Here is a 16,624-nt window from a genome sequence, read left to right on the forward strand (position 1 = left end):
CGATGACCTCGCGCCAGTGCCCCGCACTGCTGATCGCCGCTCCCGCTTCCGGCCAGGGCAAGACCACCGTCACCGCCGCCCTGGCGCGCCTGCACACGCGCCTCGGGCGCAAAGTGCGGGTGTTCAAGTGCGGCCCGGATTTTCTCGACCCGATGATCCTCGCCCGCGCCAGCAATGCAGCGGTCTACCAGCTGGACCTGTGGATGGTCGGCGAGGACGAGAGCCGCCGGCTGCTCTGGGAGGCCGCCGACGAGGCCGACCTGATCCTCATCGAAGGCGTGATGGGCCTGTTCGACGGTTCGCCCTCGGCCGCCGATCTCGCGCGGTGTTTCGGCGTGCCGGTAATGGCTGTGATCAATGGCCAGTCCATGGCCCAGACCTTCGGCGCGCTGGCGGTCGGCATGGCCACCTACCAGAGCGACCTGCCATTCTCGGGCGTACTCGCCAACCGCATCGGCAGCCAGCGCCACCGTGATCTGGTACGTGACAGCCTGCCGGAGTGGATTCGCTGGTACGGTGCGCTGCCACGCGACACCGAAGTGGAACTGCCCAGCCGGCATCTGGGGTTGGTGCAGGCCGACGAGCTGGCCGACCTCGATGCTCGCCTGGACGCCGCCGCCGATGCCCTGGCCGCCAGCGCCAGTACCGAACTGCCGGCGCCGGTGCGCTTCGCCGCGCCGCAGCCGCGCGCCGTGCAAGGTCGCCTCGACGGCGTGCGCATTGGCGTGGCGCGGGACAATGCGTTCGCCTTCCTCTACCAGGCCAACCTCGACCTGCTGCGTGAACTGGGCGCCGAGCTGGTGTTCTTTTCGCCGCTGCGCGATGCGGCGCTGCCGGAGGTGGACAGCCTCTACCTGCCCGGTGGCTACCCGGAACTGCACCTGCGCGCTCTGGCGGAAAACCAGGCCATGGCCCAGGCGATCCGTGCGCATCATGAGGCCGGAAAGCCGATCCTCGCCGAGTGCGGCGGGATGCTCTATCTGCTCGACGGATTGACCGATGTGGCGGGCGAGCGCGCCGAACTGCTTGGCCTGCTGCCCGGTGAGGCGCGCATGCAGAAGCGCTTGGCGGCACTGGCGCTGCAGGCGGTGACGCTGCCTGAAGGCACCTTGCGTGGCCACACCTTTCACCATTCGCTGCTCGACAGTGCCGAAGCACCACTGGCCCGTGGCGTCTGCCCGAACGACAAACCGGTGGCCGAGGCGGTGTTCCGCCGTGGCCGGCTCACCGCGTCCTACATCCACTTCTACCTGTCGTCCGATCCGGACGCCGCAGCGGCGCTGTTCCGACCATGACCGACCACGCATACAGCCTTGAGGAGCGCGCCGCGCTCTACCGCGCCATCGCCGAGCGCCGCGACATGCGTCACTTCAGTGGAGGCGAGGTGGCACCGGAGCTGCTCGCCCGCCTGCTGGAAGCCGCGCACCAGGCGCCCAGCGTCGGCCTGATGCAGCCGTGGCGCTTCATTCGCATCACCCAGCCGCCGCTGCGCCAGGCGATCCATCGCCTGGTGGAAGAGGAGCGCGTGCGCACCGCCGAGGCGTTGGGCGAGCGTTCCAGCGAGTTCATGCGGCTGAAGGTGGAGGGCGTGCTCGACTGCGCCGAGTTGCTGGTCGCCACGCTGATGGATGGCCGCGAGGCCCATGTGTTCGGCCGCCGCACCTTGCCGCAGATGGACCTGGCCTCACTGTCCTGCGCGATCCAGAACCTCTGGCTGGCGTCCCGCGCGGAAGGCCTGGGCATGGGCTGGGTGTCGCTGTTCGACCCGGTCGCGCTGGGCGAACTGCTCGGCTTGCCCGCTGGCGCCGAGGCGGTTGCGGTGATCTGTCTCGGACCGGTCACCGAGTTCTATCCGGCGCCCATGCTGGCCCTGGAAGGCTGGCGCCAGCCGCGTCCGATCAGCGAGCTGGTATTCGAAAATCATTGGGGAGAACAACCATGAGCCCGGCCCTGCTGGCTCTGCTCGGGGTGGCGCTGGACGCGCTGCTGGGCGAGCCAAAACGCTGGCACCCGCTGGTGGCCTTCGGGCGCTTCGCTGACCGCCTGGAGCGCCGCTTCAACCGCTCGCGCACGGACACCGCGACCGACACCCCCGGCCTCGGCTGGCGTAGCCACGGCGTCACGGCCTGGATTCTCGCGGTGATCCCGCTGACATTGATCGCGCTGTTGCTAAGCCTGCTGCCCTACGTCGGCTGGCTGGTGCAGGCCCTTGCACTCTATGCCGCGCTGGGCCTGCGCAGCCTGGGTGAACACGCCGAGCCGGTGGCGCTGGCATTGCGCGCTGGCGACCTGAATGAAGCGCGCCTGCGCGTAGGCTACGTGGTCAGCCGCGAGACCTCCGCGCTGGATGAAACCGCCGTGGCCCGCGCCGCCACCGAGTCGGTGCTTGAGAACGGCAGTGACGCGGTGTTCGCCGCGCTGTTCTGGTTCGCCGTCGCCGGCGCGCCGGGCGTGGTGCTGTATCGCCTGAGCAATACCCTCGATGCGATGTGGGGCTACCGCAACGCCCGCTTCGAGCGTTTCGGCTGGGCGGCGGCGAAGATCGACGACCTGCTCAACTACATTCCCGCACGGCTGGTGGCGCTGACCTACGCGCTGCTCGGGCAGACCCGCCTGGCCCTGCGCTGCTGGCGCACCCAGGCGCCCCAGTGGGACAGCCCCAACGCCGGCCCGGTGATGGCCGCTGGCGCCGGCGCCCTGGGCGTTTCGCTGGGGGGTGCGGCGCGCTACCACGGCGAGCTGCATGAACGTCCGCAACTGGGCGAAGGCCCGGCGCCGACCGCTGCGGACATCTGGCGAGCGCTGGCCCTGGTTCGCCAGGGTGTGCTGCTGTGGCTGGCGGTAATCCTGATTCTCGGAGTGCTCTGAATGCTCGAACATGGTGGCCGGTTGCGCCGGGCGGCGCAGCAATACGGTATCCCACTGGCGGAGTGGCTGGACCTGTCCACCGGCATCTCGCCCTGGCCGTGGAACCTGCCGACTATCCCGACCAATGCCTGGATGCGCCTGCCCGAAGACAGCGACGGCCTGGAGGCCTCCGCGTGTCGCTACTACGGCGCCGAGCAACTGTTGCCGCTGCCCGGCAGCCAGGCGGCCATCCAGTTGCTTCCGAAACTGCGCCGGCCGGGCAAGGTCGGCGTGGTTTCGCCCTGTTATGCCGAGCACGCCGAAGCCTGGCGCAGTGCCGGGCACATCCTGCGCGAGGTCGGCGACCACGAGGTGGCGCATCACCTGGAGCGCTTCGACGTGCTGGTGGTGGTCAACCCGAACAACCCCACCGGTCGGCGCATCGAGCCCGGCGTGCTGCTGGAGTGGCACGCGCAGTTGCAGGCGCGTGGCGGCTGGCTGGTGGTGGATGAAGCCTTCATGGACTGCACCCCGGAGCAGAGCCTGGTACCCAGCTGCACCAGCCGTCCCGGTCTGATCGTGCTGCGTTCCTTCGGCAAGTTCTTTGGCCTGGCCGGCGCGCGCCTGGGCTTTGCCTTCGCAGAGCCGCGTTTGCTGGCGAGCCTGGCGCAACTGGTCGGCCCCTGGGCGGTGAACGGCCCCACCCGCTGGGTCGCCCAGGCGGTGCTGGGGGATTACCACGAGCATGTTCAGCGGCGCCGTGATCTGGCCGACGCCAGCCGGCGACTGGCGGGGCTGCTGGGTGAGCACGGTTTCGCGCCCCAGGGCGGCACGTCGCTGTTCCAGTGGACGGTGTCGATGCAGAGTCGTGCGCTGCGCGATCACCTGGCGCGCCAGGGGGTTCTGGTGCGCCTGTTCGAGTCGCCCGCCAGCCTGCGCTTCGGCCTGCCGCCGGACGAGGAGGGCTGGCGGCGGCTGGAGCATGGCCTGCGTACTTTCAACCAGATGGAGAGCCTGCGATGACCACTCGCATGGCGCAGGGCGCGACGTTGATGGTGCAGGGGACTACGTCGGACGCCGGCAAGAGCACCCTGGTGACCGCCCTGTGCCGCTGGTTGCGCCGCCAGGGCGTGGCGGTGGCGCCGTTCAAGCCGCAGAACATGGCGCTCAACAGCGCGGTGACCGCCGACGGTGGTGAGATCGGCCGCGCCCAGGCGGTTCAAGCCCAGGCCTGCGGACTGCCGCCGCACACCGACATGAACCCGGTGCTGCTCAAGCCCAACAGCGACGTTGGCGCTCAGGTGATCATCCATGGCCGCGCGGTGACCAGCATGAACGCCGCCGCCTACCACGACTACAAGCGGGTGGCGATGCAGGCGGTGCTGGAGTCCCACCAGCGGCTAGCAGCGAAGTACCCGGTGGTGATGGTCGAGGGGGCTGGCTCGCCGGCGGAGATCAACCTGCGCGCCAACGACATCGCCAACATGGGCTTCGCCGAGGCGGTAGACTGCCCGGTGATCCTGGTGGCGGACATCGACCGGGGCGGCGTGTTCGCCCACCTGGTCGGCACCCTGGAGCTGCTGTCCGAGTCCGAGCGGGCGCGGGTGAAGGGCTTTGTGATCAATCGCTTCCGCGGCGATATCGCGCTGCTGCAAGGCGGGCTCGACTGGCTGGAAGAGCGCACCGGGGTGCCGGTGCTCGGCGTGCTGCCGTACCTGATGGACTTCCACCTGGAAGCCGAGGACGCCATCGACATCCGCCAGGCTGCCAAGACCGGCGAGCGCCTGCGGGTGTCGGTGCCGGTGCTGCCGCGCATCAGCAACCACACCGATTTCGATCCGCTGCGCCTGCACCCGCAGGTGGAACTGACCTTTGTCGGGCCGGGGCAGCCGCTGCCGCCGACCGACCTGATCATCCTGCCGGGCTCCAAGAGCGTGCGCGCCGATCTGGCCTTCCTCCGCGAGCAGGGCTGGGGGGCGGCGATCCAGCGTCACCTGCGTTATGGCGGCAAGCTCCTGGGCATCTGCGGTGGTTTGCAGATGCTCGGCCGCATCCTGGCCGATCCTCATGGACTGGAAGGTGCGGCGGGGGAGAGTGACGGTCTCGGCCTGCTGGATTTGCGTACTGTGCTGGAGCCGGAGAAGCAACTGCGCAACGTCACTGGCCGGCTGGCGCTGGAGGATGCCGAAGTGGCCGGGTACGAGATTCATGCCGGCGTCACCGAGGGGCCGGCGCTGGAGAGCCCCGCCGTGCGTCTTGGTGATGGCCGCGTCGAAGGTGCGCTGAGCGCGGATGGCCAGGTGATGGGGACCTATCTGCACGGCCTGTTCGAGTCGCCGGCCGCCTGCTCGGCACTGCTGCGCTGGGCGGGGCTGCGCGAGGTGCGGAGCATCGATTACCACGCGTTGCGTGAGCGCGACATCGAGCGCCTGGCCGATCAGGTCGAGGCACATCTGGATACTGAAAAATTGAGGGCGCTGTGCGGACTGAAGAACGCATGACCGTTCGCGGTTATCTGCCGTATCGCCGCGCCATGATTTCGGCGGATAACGCCGGGGGCGTTATGCGCCCTACGAGACTGTGCGGACCTTTCTGGTTCCCCGCGTTCGCGGGGATGACGCCTGATTCACCCTCGTCGTTCCCGCGAATGTGGGAAACCAGCAACAGTGGAGACTTGCCATGCTTGAACTGATCCTCGGCGGTGCCCGTTCCGGCAAGAGCCGCCTGGCCGAGCGGCTGGCGCTGGAAAGTGGCCTGCCGGTCACCTACGTCGCCACGGCCCAGGCCGGCGATGGTGAGATGTCCGCGCGCATTCTCCAGCACCGCGCGCGCCGTCCCGCGCAGTGGGGCCTGGTGGAAGAGCCGCTGGCGCTGGCCGATGCGCTGGAGCGTCTGGCTGGGCCTGAGCGCTGCGTGCTGGTGGACTGCCTGACCTTGTGGGTCACCAATCTGCTGATCTTTGAGGACGGCTGGCGCCTGCGCGGCGAGATCGATGCGCTGCTGGAAGTCCTGCCGCGCCTGCCGGGGCGGATCATCCTGGTGAGCAATGAAACCGGTTTGGGGGTGGTGCCGCTGGGCGAGCTCAGCCGCCGTTATGTCGATGAGGCCGGCTGGTTGCACCAGTCGCTGGCCGAGGTCAGCGAGCGTGTGGTGTTCACCGTCGCCGGCCTGCCTATGGTGCTGAAGGGGGATGCGTTATGAGTTTGCAATGGTGGTTGCAGGGTACCCAGCCGATCGACCGCGTGGCGCAGGACAAGGCCGCCGCGCGCCAGGACCAGCTGACCAAGCCGCGTGGCGCGCTGGGCCGGCTGGAAGAAGAAACTATCCGCCTGGCCGGCCTGCAGGGCCGCGAGCGGCCAACGCTGGAGCACATCTGGATCGCCCTGTTCGCGGGCGATCACGGTGTGGTGGCGGAAGGCGTGTCGGCCTACCCGCAGGCGGTCACCGTCGAGATGCTGCGCAACTTCGTGCACGGTGGCGCGGCGATCAGCGTGCTGGCCCGCGACCTCGATGCGCGTCTTGAGGTCATCGACCTCGGCACGGCGACTCCGCTGGAGCCGCTGCCGGGCGTGCTGCATGTGATGGTCGGCGCCGGCACCGCGAACTTCACCCAAGAGCCGGCCATGACGGCCGCGCAGTGCCTGATCGCCTTGGAGACCGGACGCGAGGCGGTGCGACGCGCGCAGCAGGCGGGCACGGAGCTGTTCATCGGTGGCGAGATGGGTATCGGCAACACCAGCGCCGCCGCCGCACTCGCCTGTGCGCTGCTGGATGAGCCGGCGCAGGTGCTGGTCGGCCCCGGCACCGGGCTGGATGCCCAGGGCGTGGCGCGTAAGGTCGAGGTGATCGACCGTGCGCTGGCGCTGCACCGTCCCCACTGCGACGACCCCTTCGAGGCGCTGTGCCGCCTGGGCGGCTTCGAGATCGCCGCGCTGGTCGGCGCCTACCTGGCCTGCGCGCAGAAGGGCATTCCGGCGTTGGTGGATGGTTTCATCTGCAGCACCGCCGCGCTGTGCGCGACCCACCTGAATCCCGATTGCCGTGACTGGCTGTTGTTCGCCCATGCTGGTGCGGAGCCTGGGCACAAACGCGTGCTCGGCGCGCTGAATGCGCAGCCGCTGCTGGACCTCGGCCTGCGCCTGGGCGAGGGCAGCGGCGCGGCGCTGGCGGTACCGCTGCTGCGTCAGGCCTGCCGGCTGCACAACGACATGGCCACCTTCGCCGAGGCGGCGGTGTCGGATCGCCCGGCATGACGCTGCGCCTGGACCTGCTGCGCCACGGCGAGACGGAACAGGGCGGCGGATTTCGCGGGCGCCTTGACGATGTGCTGACCGACACCGGTTGGGCGCAGATGCGGGCGACGGCGGGCGAGGCGTGTCGCTGGTCGGCGGTGGTCAGTTCGCCGTTGCGCCGGTGCGCTGCCTTCGCCGAGCAGCTGGCGGGCCGCCATGGGCTGCCGCTCTCTTTCGACGTGGACCTGCGCGAGCTGGACTTCGGCCAGTGGGAAGGCCTTTCGCCCGCTAAGCTGATGGAAAGCGATTCGCAGGCGCTGGGACGCTTCTGGTCCGATCCCTACGCCTTCCCGCCACCGGGAGGCGAGCCGATGGGCGACTTCGAGTCGCGCGTGTTCCGCGCGCTGGAACGGTTGTATTGCAGTCACGCCGGAGCGACCGTGCTGGTGGTGACCCACGGAGGGGTGATGCGCCTGCTGGGGGCGTTGGCTGGCGGCTTGCCGGCCCGGCGTTTGCTGGAGGTGGTGGTCGAGCACGGCCAGTGCCTGTCGCTGGCGGTGACGCGTGAAGGCGATGGCTGGCGAATCCAGCAGGTGGATCAGCGATGAGCGAACAACCCGAACAAGAGGAGCCCGTGCCGCCGCCAGGCGACGCATACGCTTCCTCGCCGGCCGGTCAGCTCAGTGACTGGTGCCTGCCTTTGGTCGCGCTGCAATTCCTCACCCGCCTGCCGGTGCACTTCAGGCGGATGCCGACGTCCGTGCAATTCGGCCGGGCGACGCTGTTCTATCCGCTGGTGGGGTTGTTGATCGGTGGGCTGCTGATGGGCGTGGGCGCGCTGCTGGGCAACGTGCACCTGCTGCTCCAGGCAGCGCTGCTGCTGGCGCTGTGGGTCGTGATCAGTGGCGGCCTGCACCTGGACGGGCTGGCCGATACGGCGGATGCCTGGGTTGGCGGCCTGGGTGATCGAGAACGCACCCTGGCGATCATGAAGGATCCGCGCTGCGGACCGGTGGCGGTGGTGACCCTGGTCGTGGTGCTTCTGCTGAAGTTCGCCGCGCTCACGGCGGTGCTTGGCAATCACCAGTACTGGGCTCTGCTGCTGGCGCCCTGGCTCGGGCGTTGCGCCTTGCCCTTGCTGTTTTTCACCACCGCATACGCCCGCCGCGGCGGTCTGGGACAGGCGCTGGCGGACCATCTGCCACGCAAGGCGATGCCCTGGATGCTGGCGGGCAATGCCGTGCTGATGGTGCTGGTGGGCCTGCCTGGAATGCTCGCGGTGGCGGTTGCACTGGTGGTCTTCGTCTGGCTGCGCAGACGCTTCATCGCGCGCCTGGGCGGCACCACCGGGGACACCGCCGGGGCGATGCTGGAACTGATCGAGTGTGCGGTGCTGCTGGCGCTGGCGGTCTAGGTTTCCCCCCTGTAGGAGCGGGCCATGCCCGCGATCAGCGCGCATGACGCGCTCCTGCCCATCAATCGAAGGCGAAATGCTCCGTCTTCAGCCCCATGATTGACCGCACCGGCTTCGCCATCGCCGCCGCATGCCCCTTGGCGCGAGGCAGCAGGCGGGCGAAGTAGAAGTCACTGGTGGCGATCTTGGCCTTGTAGAAGTCGCTCGACTCGCTGCCGCCCTGGCGCAGGCGCTTGCGTGCGGCGGCTTCCTGCAGCGCCCAGGAGTACGCCAGCGCGGCGTAGCCGGAGAACATCAGGTAGTCGTGGCTGGCGGTGCTCACAAGATCGCGCTGCTTGCGGGCGGTGAGGGCGATGCGCATCGTCAGCAGGTTCCACTGCGCGCAGAGCTTGAGCAGGGTGAGCGCGCGGCCGCGCATGGCCGGTTCCTGCTTGAGCAGCTCCATGGCGAGCTTCGCCACTTGCTTAGTGAAGTCACGTACGGCCTTGCCCTGGGTCATCAGCAGCACCTTGCGACCGAGCAGGTCCAGCGCCTGGATGCCGGTGGTGCCCTCGTACAGCGTGGCGATCCGCGCGTCGCGGACGATCTGCTCCATGCCGTGTTCCTTGATATAGCCGTGACCACCGAACACCTGCATTCCGAGGTTGGCGCTTTCCAGGCCCAGCTCGGTCAGGCAACCCTTGAGGATCGGGGTGAGGAAGCCGAGCTTGTCGTCCCAGCGGTCGTACTCGGCGTTGTCCTTGGTCAGCAGGCCCTGGATCATCTTGTCGGCGTACTGGGTGGCCAGGTAGATCAGCGCGCGGCCGCCCTCGGCCACTGCCTTCTGGGTCAGCAGCATGCGGCGTACGTCGCCGTGGTGCATGAGGCTGTCGGCGATCTGTTCAGGTTCCTTGGTGCCGGAGAGGGCGCGCATCGAGCGGCGCTCACGGGCATACGCGAGCGCGCCCTGATAGGCCAGCTCGGCGGTGGCCACACCCTGGATGGCGGTGCCGATGCGCGCGCTGTTCATGAAGGTGAACATGCACTCCAGGCCCTTGTTCGGTTCGCCGATCAGATAGCCGGTGGCGCCGTCGAAGTTCATCACGCAGGTGGCCGAGGCCTTGATGCCCATCTTCTTTTCCAGCGCGCCGCAGGTCACGCCGTTGCGCGGGCCGAGTGCGCAGGCTGACCCGCTGCTTTGGGATGGTAGAAACTTCGGCACGATGAACAGGGAGATACCCCGTGTGCCTTTCGGCGCATCCGGCAGGCGCGCGAGGACGATGTGCACGATGTTCTCGGTGAGGTCGTGCTCGCCGGAAGAAATGAAGATCTTGGTACCGGTGATTGCATAGCTGCCGTCGGCGTTGGTTTCCGCGCGAGTCTTCACCTGGCCCAGGTCAGTGCCGCACTGCGGCTCGGTCAGGCACATGGTGCCGCCCCAACGGCCTTCGGTGAGCGGGGTGAGGTAGGTCTGTTTCTGTTCCTCGGTGCCGTGCTGCATGACGGTGTTCATCGCGCCCAGCGACAGGCCCGGGTACATCGAGAACGGCCAGTTGGCGGTGCCCATCATCTCCTGCTTGAGCGCGCCCAGGCTCATCGGCAGGCCCTGGCCGCCGTATTCCACCGGGTGCGAAAGGCCTTGCCAGCCACCGGCGACGTAGGCGTCATAGGCCTCCTTGAAGCCCTTGGGCGTGCGTACTTCGCCGTTCTCCAGGTGGCAGCCTTCTTCGTCGCCGCTGTGGTAGAGCGGGGCGATCACTTCCTCGCAGAGCCTGGCGCATTCGCCAAGGATGGCGTCGACCATGTCCGGCGTGGCTTCGCCGCCGTTGACCAGGTTCTGGTAGTGAGTGGGGAAATCGAAGACTTCGTTGAGCAGGAAGCGGGTGTCGCGCAGCGGAGCTTTGTAGACGGGCATCGGGAACCTCGGACCGTGATGCGCCCCGTCGAATGCGCGGGGCTGGATGGCCGCAGTTATACGACCGGCTCCCCGCGATGCCCTTGGCTGCGCCAACGCGGCGATCTGGCAGATGGGACAATCAGTCGCGGCGGTCATTGACGGCTCGCTGATTGCGGGTATATACACGCATCTATGCTGACGACCCAATGCCTCTGTACCAAACTGCGCCGCTCCGCCCGCGCGGTCACCCGTGTCTACGATGACGCCCTGAAGGGTGTCGGGCTGACCACGCCGCAATTTTCCCTGTTGCGGCACCTGTCGCGGTTGGAGCAGCCGAGCATTTCCGACCTGGCCGATGCCATGGGACTGGACCGCAGTACCCTCGGGCGTAACCTCAAGCCGCTGGAAGGCGAGGGGCTGGTGCGCCTGGCCGAGGGTGAGGATCAGCGCAACCGCATCGTGGTGCTGACTCCGGAAGGACTGGCGCGCATCGAACTGGGCCGCGAAGCCTGGGATGCGGCGCAACGGGATGTGGCGGCGCACCTGGGCGAGGACAAGCGCCGTCAGCTGGAAGACTTGCTGGATGAACTGGCTGAGCTGGAGAGCTAGCGGCGGTCTGCGTGCACTGCGGAGTTCTTCAATTTAGAAGACGAATTAAAAGCGGGTATATACCCGTGTGGGAGAAATGATGTCGAAGCTATCGCGTACGGGGTTCTGGATACTCCTGTCCGGCGCCCTGATCCTGGCCCTGTCCCTGGGCATCCGCCATGGCTTCGGCCTCTTCCTGGCGCCGATGAGCGCCCAGTTCGGCTGGGGGCGCGAGACCTTCGCCTTCGCCATCGCCCTGCAGAACCTCATCTGGGGCATCGCCCAGCCCTTCACCGGAGCCATCGCCGACCGCTTCGGCGCCATGCGCACGGTGCTGGTGGGCGGAATTCTCTACGCCATCGGCCTGGTACTGATGGGCTTTTCCGATTCGGCTTTCAGCCTGTCGCTGAGCGCCGGTCTGCTGATCGGTATCGGTCTGTCCGGTACCTCCTTCTCGGTGATCCTCGGCGCCGTGGGGCGCGCGGTCCCGCTGGAGCGACGCAGCATGGCCATGGGCATTTCGGCGGCTGCCGGTTCGTTCGGTCAGTTCATCATGCTGCCAGGTACCCTCGGGCTGATCGGCTGGCTGGGCTGGTCCGCCGCGCTGCTGGCGCTGGGGCTGCTGGTGGCCTTCATCGTGCCGCTGGCGGCGCTGATGCGCGACAAGCCGCTGCCCATGCAAGGCCATGAACAGACCCTCGGCGAGGCGCTGCGCGAGGCGGCCGGGCATTCCGGTTTCTGGCTGCTGTCTCTGGGCTTCTTCGTCTGCGGCTTCCAGGTGGTGTTCATCGGTGTGCACCTGCCGGCCTACCTGGTGGACCGCCACCTGCCGGCTACCGTCGGCACCACGGTGCTGGCGCTGGTAGGGCTGTTCAACGTATTCGGCACCTATATCGCCGGCTGGCTCGGCGGGCGGATGAGCAAGCCCAGGCTGCTCACCGGCCTGTACCTGCTGCGCGCAGTGGTGATCCTTGCCTTCCTCTGGGCGCCGCTTTCGGTGTGGACGGCCTACGCCTTCGGCATCGCCATGGGGTTGCTATGGCTTTCCACGGTGCCGCTTACCAACGGCACCGTGGCCACGCTGTTCGGCGTACGCAACCTGTCGATGCTGGGCGGTATCACCTTCCTGTTCCACCAGATCGGCGCCTTCCTCGGTGGCTGGCTGGGTGGTTATGTGTATGACCACACCGGCAACTACGACCTGGTCTGGCGGATTTCCATCCTCCTCAGTCTGCTCGCTGGCCTGCTTAACTGGCCTGTGCGCGAACGCCCGGTCGAGCGGCCGGTGCTGGAGGCTGCGTGAAACGTACGCTGGTGATCGCGCTGGCGCTAGGCATCAGCCTGGCGCTGGCCGGCCTCGCCTGGTGGGGCTGGCAGCGTGGTGGGCTGGCGCTGATGCAGCTGGGCATGGGCAGTTGCTGAGGGTGGCCGCGCAGCGTAGCGTGGCGGGATAATTCGAGGATCACCACCATGCCTGCACGCCTTTCCCTGCTTGCCTTGTCCCTGTTGCTGCCGCTGGCGGCCCAAGCCGCCGATTGCCCGGCACTGCTCAAGACCCAGGGCGAGCTGCCCAAGCTGCGCTCCAAGGACAATCTCGACCTCTGCGAGCTCTACGCCGGCAAGCCGCTGGTGGTGGTGAACACCGCCAGCCACTGCGGCTTCACCCCGCAGTTCAAGGGGCTGGAAGCGCTGTACCAGAAGTACAAGGGCCAGGGCCTGGAAGTGCTCGGCGTACCTTCCGACGACTTCAAGCAGGAAGATGCCGACGCCGCCGAGACCGCCAAGGTCTGCTACGGCAACTACGGCGTGACGTTCAACATGACCTCGGTGCAGCACGTCCGGGGCGACCAGGCCATCCCGCTGTTCCAGGACCTTTCCGCTCAGGCCGACCAGGTGCCGCGCTGGAATTTCTTCAAGTACGTGGTGGATCGAAAGGGCAAGGTCGTGGCGGAGTTTTCCAGCCTGACCAAGCCGGATGATCCCGAATTGCAGGCGGCCATCGAGAAGGCTATCGCCAGCCAGCCTTGACGTGGCAGGGGCGTCAGAAGGCCGGGCCGATGCCCGGCTTTTTTGTGTCCGCGCCGCCGGGAGGACATTTTCTGTTACACACGCGTCGCTGGAATGCGACAATCCTCGGTCCGGAACCGCGCCAGGCGGTTGCCGGGTCATGGACTGATTCAGGAGATTCAACCCTATGGATGGCAAAGCCCTCTTCCTTGTCGCATTGCTTGCCCAGGCTGTCGCCGCGCCGGCATTCGCAGCCACTGCCAACCCGAGCGAGGCGCCCGCAGCTGCTGCCGCACAGGCCGCCGAGTCGGACGAGGAGATGTCCCCCGAGACCTTCGTCGCCAGCTTGCACTTCCAGAAGGGCAAGGTAGTGGTCGGCGACAACCTCGCCACCTTCGACCTGCCTGGCAACTTCGTCTTCCTCGACGGCAAGGATTCCGAGCGCGTGCTCGAGGCCTGGGGCAACCCGCCGAGCGAGGAGCCGCCGCTGGGCATGCTGATGCCCGCTGGTGTATCGCCCTTCGAGCCCGCCGCCTGGGCAGTAACTGTGGAGTACGAGGAGAGCGGCTACGTCTCCGACGAGGACGCGGGGAAGATCGATTACGCCCAGATGCTCAAGGACATGCAGGGCGATCTGAGCGAAGCCAATCCGGCGCGCGAGAAGCAGGGCTTCGAGCCGATCCAGCTGATTGGCTGGGCGGCGCCGCCGCACTATGACGCGGCGGAGAAGAAGCTGTACTGGGCCAAGGAGCTGAAGTTCGGCGACAGCAAGGAGCACACGCTGAACTACAACATCCGCGTGCTGGGCCGCAAAGGCGTGCTGGTGCTGAACTTCGTCGCCGGCATGGAGCAACTGCCGGAGATCGAGCAGAACGTCGGCAAGGTACTGGCGATGACCGAGTTCAATCCGGGCAGCCGCTACATGGACTTCAACCCTAGCGTCGACAAGGTTGCCGCCTATGGCCTGGGCGCGTTGATCGCCGGCAAGGTGGCGGCAAAGGTCGGCCTGTTCGCCACGCTGCTGGTCCTGCTGAAGAAACTGTGGATCGTCCCGGCGCTGGCCATTGGCTGGATCGCCCGTCGCTTCAAGCGCAAGCCGTCCGCCGAGGGCTGATTCGCAGCCAAAGAAAAGCCGGGCAATGCCCGGCTTTTTCGTGATGCTGCAAGGATCAGCCTTTCTCGCCCTGGACGGTCTTGCCGTTCACGGTGCCGTCCTTGAGCATGATCTGGTACTCCTTGCCATCGGACTCCTGCTGATACAGGCGGACGAGCAGGAAGTCCCAGTCCTTGGCGAACCAGAGGATGGTCTTGCGGTTGCTCTTGGTGGGGTCGCGCACGCGCTCCACCTTGATGGCGGTGATCAGGCCGGCCTGGGTGCGGACCTTTTCCTCGCCGAGCACGCGGAAGTCGTAGGTATCGGTGTCAGTACCTTCGATCACCTGGTAGCTCATGGCCTTCTTGCCGACGGCGACGTCATGCTGCAGCGCGAGCTGGTAGGTGGATTTGTCCAGTTGGCCCTTGTTCAGCGGCTGGCGCACCTGGTCGCCACGGTCGCTGCCCAGTACCTGCTTTTCAGCCCAGTCGAAATCGAGTTCGGTCTGCTTGTTCTTGCCCAGACCTTCACGCGCCCACCGATAGGTCAGCGGCATGTAGACATCGTTCTCGACTTTGAAGGTGCTGCTCTCGGTGAGGCTGGCAAGCAGCATGGATGCCTTGAAATCCAGTTCCCAGCGGCCGCCGGCGCCTTTCTTGAGGCTACGGGAGGCGGTCCCACTGATCGGCATCTGTTTCCAGTCGGCGGTATAGCTGGCCTCGAACGGTTGCAGGTCGAATGCCTGCGCCGGCAAGGTCAGTACAGCCATCAGGAACAGCAGGGCTCTACGCATTGCGAATCTCCTAGGTTCGGTACGAATAGCCGGAGGCGGGGAGAGCCTCCCCATCCAGCATGGCGCCATGCTCGCCAAGGCGCAAACGGCCTTCGGCGAACCAGTGCATGGCCAGCGGGTAGATCACATGCTCCTGCAGGTGAACGCGCTGGGCCAGCGTCTCCGGCGTGTCCTCAGACTGTACCGGGATTGCCGCCTGTACGACCAGAGGACCACCGTCAAGTTCCTCAGTGACGAAGTGCACACTACAGCCATGTTCGGCATCGCCGGCTTCCAGCGCGCGCTGGTGGGTGTGCAGCCCCTTGTACTTGGGCAACAGGGACGGATGGATGTTCAGCAGGCGGCCGTGGTAGTGGCGCACGAAGCCAGGGCTGAGGATGCGCATGAAGCCGGCCAGCAGCACCAGGTCGGGACTGAAACCGTCGATGGCCTGGATCAGCGCGGCATCGAAGCCTTCGCGGTCGGCATAGGCCTTGTGGTCGAGGAAGCAGGTCTCGATGCCGGCCTTGCGCGCACGCTCAAGGCCGTAGGCGTCCGCGCGGTTGGCGATCACCGCGCGGATCACCGCCGACGACGGGGCGTCGGCGAGACTGTCGATCAACGCTTGCAGATTGCTGCCGGAGCCGGAAATCAGCACCACGACATTGCAAGTAGCGGACATCAGTGGCCTTTCAGGTTGTTCAGGACCACGCGCTCGGCGTCGGCGGCGCAGGCGTCGATGCGGCCGATGACCCAGGGCTGTTCGCCAGCGTCACGCAGGGCCTTCAGGGAGGCGTCGACCTGATCCTCGGCGACGCAGATGACCATGCCCACGCCGCAGTTCAGCACGCGGTGCATCTCGGTCTCGTCGACGTTGCCTTTCTCCTGCAGCCAGTCGAAGACCGCCGGGCGCTGCCAGCTGGCCACGTCGACCACGGCCTGGGCGTTGTCCGGCAGGACGCGCGGGATGTTGTCCAGCAGGCCGCCGCCGGTGATGTGGGCCATGGCCTTGACCGCGCCGGTCTGCTTGATCAGCTGCAGCAGCGGCTTCACGTAGATGCGGGTCGGAGCCATCAGCAGGTCGGCCAGGGGCTTGCCGGCCAGTTGGGTGGATTCGATGTCGGCGCCGGAGACTTCGATGATCTTGCGGATCAGCGAGTAGCCGTTGGAGTGCGGGCCGGAGGAGGGCAGGGCGATCAGGGCGTCGCCAGCGATTACTTTCGAGCCGTCGATGATTTCCGATTTTTCCACCACGCCGACGCAGAAGCCGGCCAGGTCGTAGTCTTCGCCTTCGTACATGCCCGGCATCTCGGCGGTTTCACCACCGACCAGGGAGCAGCCGGCCAGCTCGCAGCCGGCGCCGATGCCGGTGACCACGGTGGCGGCCACGTCGACATTCAGCTTGCCGGTGGCGTAGTAGTCGAGAAAGAACAGCGGCTCGGCGCCGCACACGACCAGGTCGTTCACGCACATGGCGACCAGGTCCTGGCCGATGCTGTCGTGCTTGTTCAGGTTCAGCGCCAGGCGCAGCTTGGTGCCGACGCCGTCGGTGCCGGAGACCAGCACCGGCTGCTTGTAACCGGCCGGGATTTCGCACAGAGCGCCAAAGCCACCCAGGCCGCCCATCACTTCCGGACGCGCGGTGCGCTTGGCGACGCCTTTGATGCGTTCGACCAGGGCTTCGCCGGCGTCGATGTCCACACCGGCGTCCTTGTAGCTCAACGAGGGTTGCTTGTTGCTCATAAATCCAGGCCTATAGAGGGATGATTCGTCTTGCGGCCCGAGTGCGCCATCG

At 67.0% G+C, this 16,624-nt stretch carries 18 protein-coding genes; 14 read left to right on the forward strand and 4 right to left on the reverse strand.

All coding sequences use genetic code 11. From position 1 onward, the window contains the following. Positions 1 to 2 precede the first annotated feature (2 nt). The 9 genes from GA645_RS07710 (at position 3) to GA645_RS07750 (ending at position 8,493) form a co-directional block, all read left to right on the forward strand. The gene (locus GA645_RS07710) at positions 3 to 1,295 is read left to right on the forward strand and encodes a cobyrinate a,c-diamide synthase (protein ID WP_152221487.1); all 1,293 of its coding nucleotides are present in this window, start codon (positions 3 to 5) and stop codon (positions 1,293 to 1,295) included. Next, positions 1,292 to 1,942, forward strand: coding sequence for a 5,6-dimethylbenzimidazole synthase (gene bluB / locus GA645_RS07715; RefSeq protein ID WP_152221489.1), 651 nt, complete (start codon positions 1,292 to 1,294; stop codon positions 1,940 to 1,942). Before GA645_RS07710 ends, bluB begins: the two co-directional genes overlap by 4 nt. Then, on the forward strand, positions 1,939 to 2,868 hold the full coding sequence (gene cbiB / locus GA645_RS07720) for an adenosylcobinamide-phosphate synthase CbiB (RefSeq protein WP_152221492.1): 930 nt from the start codon (positions 1,939 to 1,941) through the stop codon (positions 2,866 to 2,868). Before bluB ends, cbiB begins: the two co-directional genes overlap by 4 nt. Beyond that, positions 2,869 to 3,870, forward strand: a complete 1,002-nt coding sequence (gene cobD / locus GA645_RS07725) for a threonine-phosphate decarboxylase CobD (protein ID WP_152221493.1) — start codon at positions 2,869 to 2,871, stop codon at positions 3,868 to 3,870. It begins immediately after the preceding gene. An 8-nt stretch (positions 3,871 to 3,878) separates the two neighbouring features. Further along, positions 3,879 to 5,348, forward strand: a complete 1,470-nt coding sequence (locus GA645_RS07730; protein ID WP_152227966.1) for a cobyric acid synthase — start codon at positions 3,879 to 3,881, stop codon at positions 5,346 to 5,348. A 178-nt stretch (positions 5,349 to 5,526) separates the two neighbouring features. After that, the gene (cobU, locus tag GA645_RS07735) at positions 5,527 to 6,048 is read left to right on the forward strand and encodes a bifunctional adenosylcobinamide kinase/adenosylcobinamide-phosphate guanylyltransferase (RefSeq protein WP_152221500.1); all 522 of its coding nucleotides are present in this window, start codon (positions 5,527 to 5,529) and stop codon (positions 6,046 to 6,048) included. Next, complete coding sequence (gene cobT / locus GA645_RS07740) at positions 6,045 to 7,100, forward strand: nicotinate-nucleotide--dimethylbenzimidazole phosphoribosyltransferase (RefSeq protein WP_152221502.1); 1,056 nt, start codon at positions 6,045 to 6,047, stop codon at positions 7,098 to 7,100. The genes cobU and cobT overlap by 4 nt, the downstream gene beginning before the upstream one ends. Next, positions 7,097 to 7,687, forward strand: coding sequence for an alpha-ribazole phosphatase family protein (gene cobC, locus GA645_RS07745; RefSeq protein WP_152221504.1), 591 nt, complete (start codon positions 7,097 to 7,099; stop codon positions 7,685 to 7,687). The genes cobT and cobC overlap by 4 nt, the downstream gene beginning before the upstream one ends. Then, positions 7,684 to 8,493 (forward strand): adenosylcobinamide-GDP ribazoletransferase, encoded by an 810-nt coding sequence (locus GA645_RS07750; RefSeq protein ID WP_152221505.1) that lies wholly within the window; start codon positions 7,684 to 7,686, stop codon positions 8,491 to 8,493. Before cobC ends, GA645_RS07750 begins: the two co-directional genes overlap by 4 nt. Before the next feature lie 61 nt (positions 8,494 to 8,554). Here GA645_RS07750 and GA645_RS07755 read toward each other — a convergent pair whose 3' ends face one another. After that, positions 8,555 to 10,387: an acyl-CoA dehydrogenase C-terminal domain-containing protein gene (locus GA645_RS07755; protein ID WP_152221508.1), complete on the reverse strand. Its 1,833-nt coding sequence runs from the start codon at positions 10,385 to 10,387 to the stop codon at positions 8,555 to 8,557. Positions 10,388 to 10,561: 174 nt separating this feature from the next. Here GA645_RS07755 and GA645_RS07760 point away from each other — a divergent pair, with 174 nt between their 5' ends. The 5 genes from GA645_RS07760 (at position 10,562) to GA645_RS07775 (ending at position 14,078) form a co-directional block, all read left to right on the forward strand. After that, positions 10,562 to 10,978: a MarR family winged helix-turn-helix transcriptional regulator gene (locus GA645_RS07760; RefSeq protein ID WP_152221510.1), complete on the forward strand. Its 417-nt coding sequence runs from the start codon at positions 10,562 to 10,564 to the stop codon at positions 10,976 to 10,978. A gap of 79 nt (positions 10,979 to 11,057) precedes the next feature. Further along, positions 11,058 to 12,260: an MFS transporter gene (locus GA645_RS07765; RefSeq protein ID WP_152221512.1), complete on the forward strand. Its 1,203-nt coding sequence runs from the start codon at positions 11,058 to 11,060 to the stop codon at positions 12,258 to 12,260. After that, the gene (locus tag GA645_RS28995; protein ID WP_256676222.1) at positions 12,257 to 12,379 is read left to right on the forward strand and encodes a hypothetical protein; all 123 of its coding nucleotides are present in this window, start codon (positions 12,257 to 12,259) and stop codon (positions 12,377 to 12,379) included. Before GA645_RS07765 ends, GA645_RS28995 begins: the two co-directional genes overlap by 4 nt. A 48-nt stretch (positions 12,380 to 12,427) precedes the next feature. Continuing rightward, positions 12,428 to 12,985: a glutathione peroxidase gene (locus GA645_RS07770; protein WP_152221514.1), complete on the forward strand. Its 558-nt coding sequence runs from the start codon at positions 12,428 to 12,430 to the stop codon at positions 12,983 to 12,985. A 166-nt stretch (positions 12,986 to 13,151) separates the two neighbouring features. Continuing rightward, complete coding sequence (locus tag GA645_RS07775; RefSeq protein ID WP_152221516.1) at positions 13,152 to 14,078, forward strand: DUF2167 domain-containing protein; 927 nt, start codon at positions 13,152 to 13,154, stop codon at positions 14,076 to 14,078. Between the two features lie 55 nt (positions 14,079 to 14,133). Here GA645_RS07775 and GA645_RS07780 read toward each other — a convergent pair whose 3' ends face one another. Genes GA645_RS07780 through purM form a run of 3 tightly spaced genes read right to left on the reverse strand, consistent with a single transcriptional unit; the run spans position 14,134 to position 16,572 of the window. Beyond that, positions 14,134 to 14,850, reverse strand: a complete 717-nt coding sequence (locus GA645_RS07780; RefSeq protein WP_152221518.1) for a DUF3108 domain-containing protein — start codon at positions 14,848 to 14,850, stop codon at positions 14,134 to 14,136. Between the two features lie 10 nt (positions 14,851 to 14,860). Beyond that, positions 14,861 to 15,511: a phosphoribosylglycinamide formyltransferase gene (gene purN / locus GA645_RS07785; protein ID WP_152221520.1), complete on the reverse strand. Its 651-nt coding sequence runs from the start codon at positions 15,509 to 15,511 to the stop codon at positions 14,861 to 14,863. Beyond that, entirely contained in the window at positions 15,511 to 16,572 is a 1,062-nt protein-coding gene (gene purM / locus GA645_RS07790) for a phosphoribosylformylglycinamidine cyclo-ligase (RefSeq protein WP_152221522.1), read from the reverse strand. The genes purN and purM overlap by 1 nt, the downstream gene beginning before the upstream one ends. Between the last annotated feature and the right edge of the window lie 52 nt (positions 16,573 to 16,624).

It is taken from the genome of Pseudomonas sp. SCB32, from assembly GCF_009189165.1.
Taxonomy (GTDB): Bacteria; Pseudomonadota; Gammaproteobacteria; order Pseudomonadales; family Pseudomonadaceae; genus Pseudomonas.

Bases quoted from the DNA above. Each gene is read 5' to 3' on its own strand.
- GA645_RS07710 (WP_152221487.1), top strand. From the start codon at position 3: ATGACCTCGCGCCAGTGCCCCGCACTGCTGATCGCCGCTCCCGCTTCC.
- bluB (WP_152221489.1), top strand. From the start codon at position 1,292: ATGACCGACCACGCATACAGCCTTGAGGAGCGCGCCGCGCTCTACCGC.
- cbiB (WP_152221492.1), top strand. From the start codon at position 1,939: ATGAGCCCGGCCCTGCTGGCTCTGCTCGGGGTGGCGCTGGACGCGCTG.
- cobD (WP_152221493.1), top strand. From the start codon at position 2,869: ATGCTCGAACATGGTGGCCGGTTGCGCCGGGCGGCGCAGCAATACGGT.
- GA645_RS07730 (WP_152227966.1), top strand. From the start codon at position 3,879: ATGGCGCAGGGCGCGACGTTGATGGTGCAGGGGACTACGTCGGACGCC.
- cobU (WP_152221500.1), top strand. From the start codon at position 5,527: ATGCTTGAACTGATCCTCGGCGGTGCCCGTTCCGGCAAGAGCCGCCTG.
- cobT (WP_152221502.1), top strand. From the start codon at position 6,045: ATGAGTTTGCAATGGTGGTTGCAGGGTACCCAGCCGATCGACCGCGTG.
- cobC (WP_152221504.1), top strand. From the start codon at position 7,097: ATGACGCTGCGCCTGGACCTGCTGCGCCACGGCGAGACGGAACAGGGC.
- GA645_RS07750 (WP_152221505.1), top strand. From the start codon at position 7,684: ATGAGCGAACAACCCGAACAAGAGGAGCCCGTGCCGCCGCCAGGCGAC.
- GA645_RS07755 (WP_152221508.1), bottom strand. From the start codon at position 10,387: ATGCCCGTCTACAAAGCTCCGCTGCGCGACACCCGCTTCCTGCTCAAC.
- GA645_RS07760 (WP_152221510.1), top strand. From the start codon at position 10,562: ATGCTGACGACCCAATGCCTCTGTACCAAACTGCGCCGCTCCGCCCGC.
- GA645_RS07765 (WP_152221512.1), top strand. From the start codon at position 11,058: ATGTCGAAGCTATCGCGTACGGGGTTCTGGATACTCCTGTCCGGCGCC.
- GA645_RS07770 (WP_152221514.1), top strand. From the start codon at position 12,428: ATGCCTGCACGCCTTTCCCTGCTTGCCTTGTCCCTGTTGCTGCCGCTG.
- GA645_RS07775 (WP_152221516.1), top strand. From the start codon at position 13,152: ATGGATGGCAAAGCCCTCTTCCTTGTCGCATTGCTTGCCCAGGCTGTC.
- GA645_RS07780 (WP_152221518.1), bottom strand. From the start codon at position 14,850: ATGCGTAGAGCCCTGCTGTTCCTGATGGCTGTACTGACCTTGCCGGCG.
- purN (WP_152221520.1), bottom strand. From the start codon at position 15,511: ATGTCCGCTACTTGCAATGTCGTGGTGCTGATTTCCGGCTCCGGCAGC.
- purM (WP_152221522.1), bottom strand. From the start codon at position 16,572: ATGAGCAACAAGCAACCCTCGTTGAGCTACAAGGACGCCGGTGTGGAC.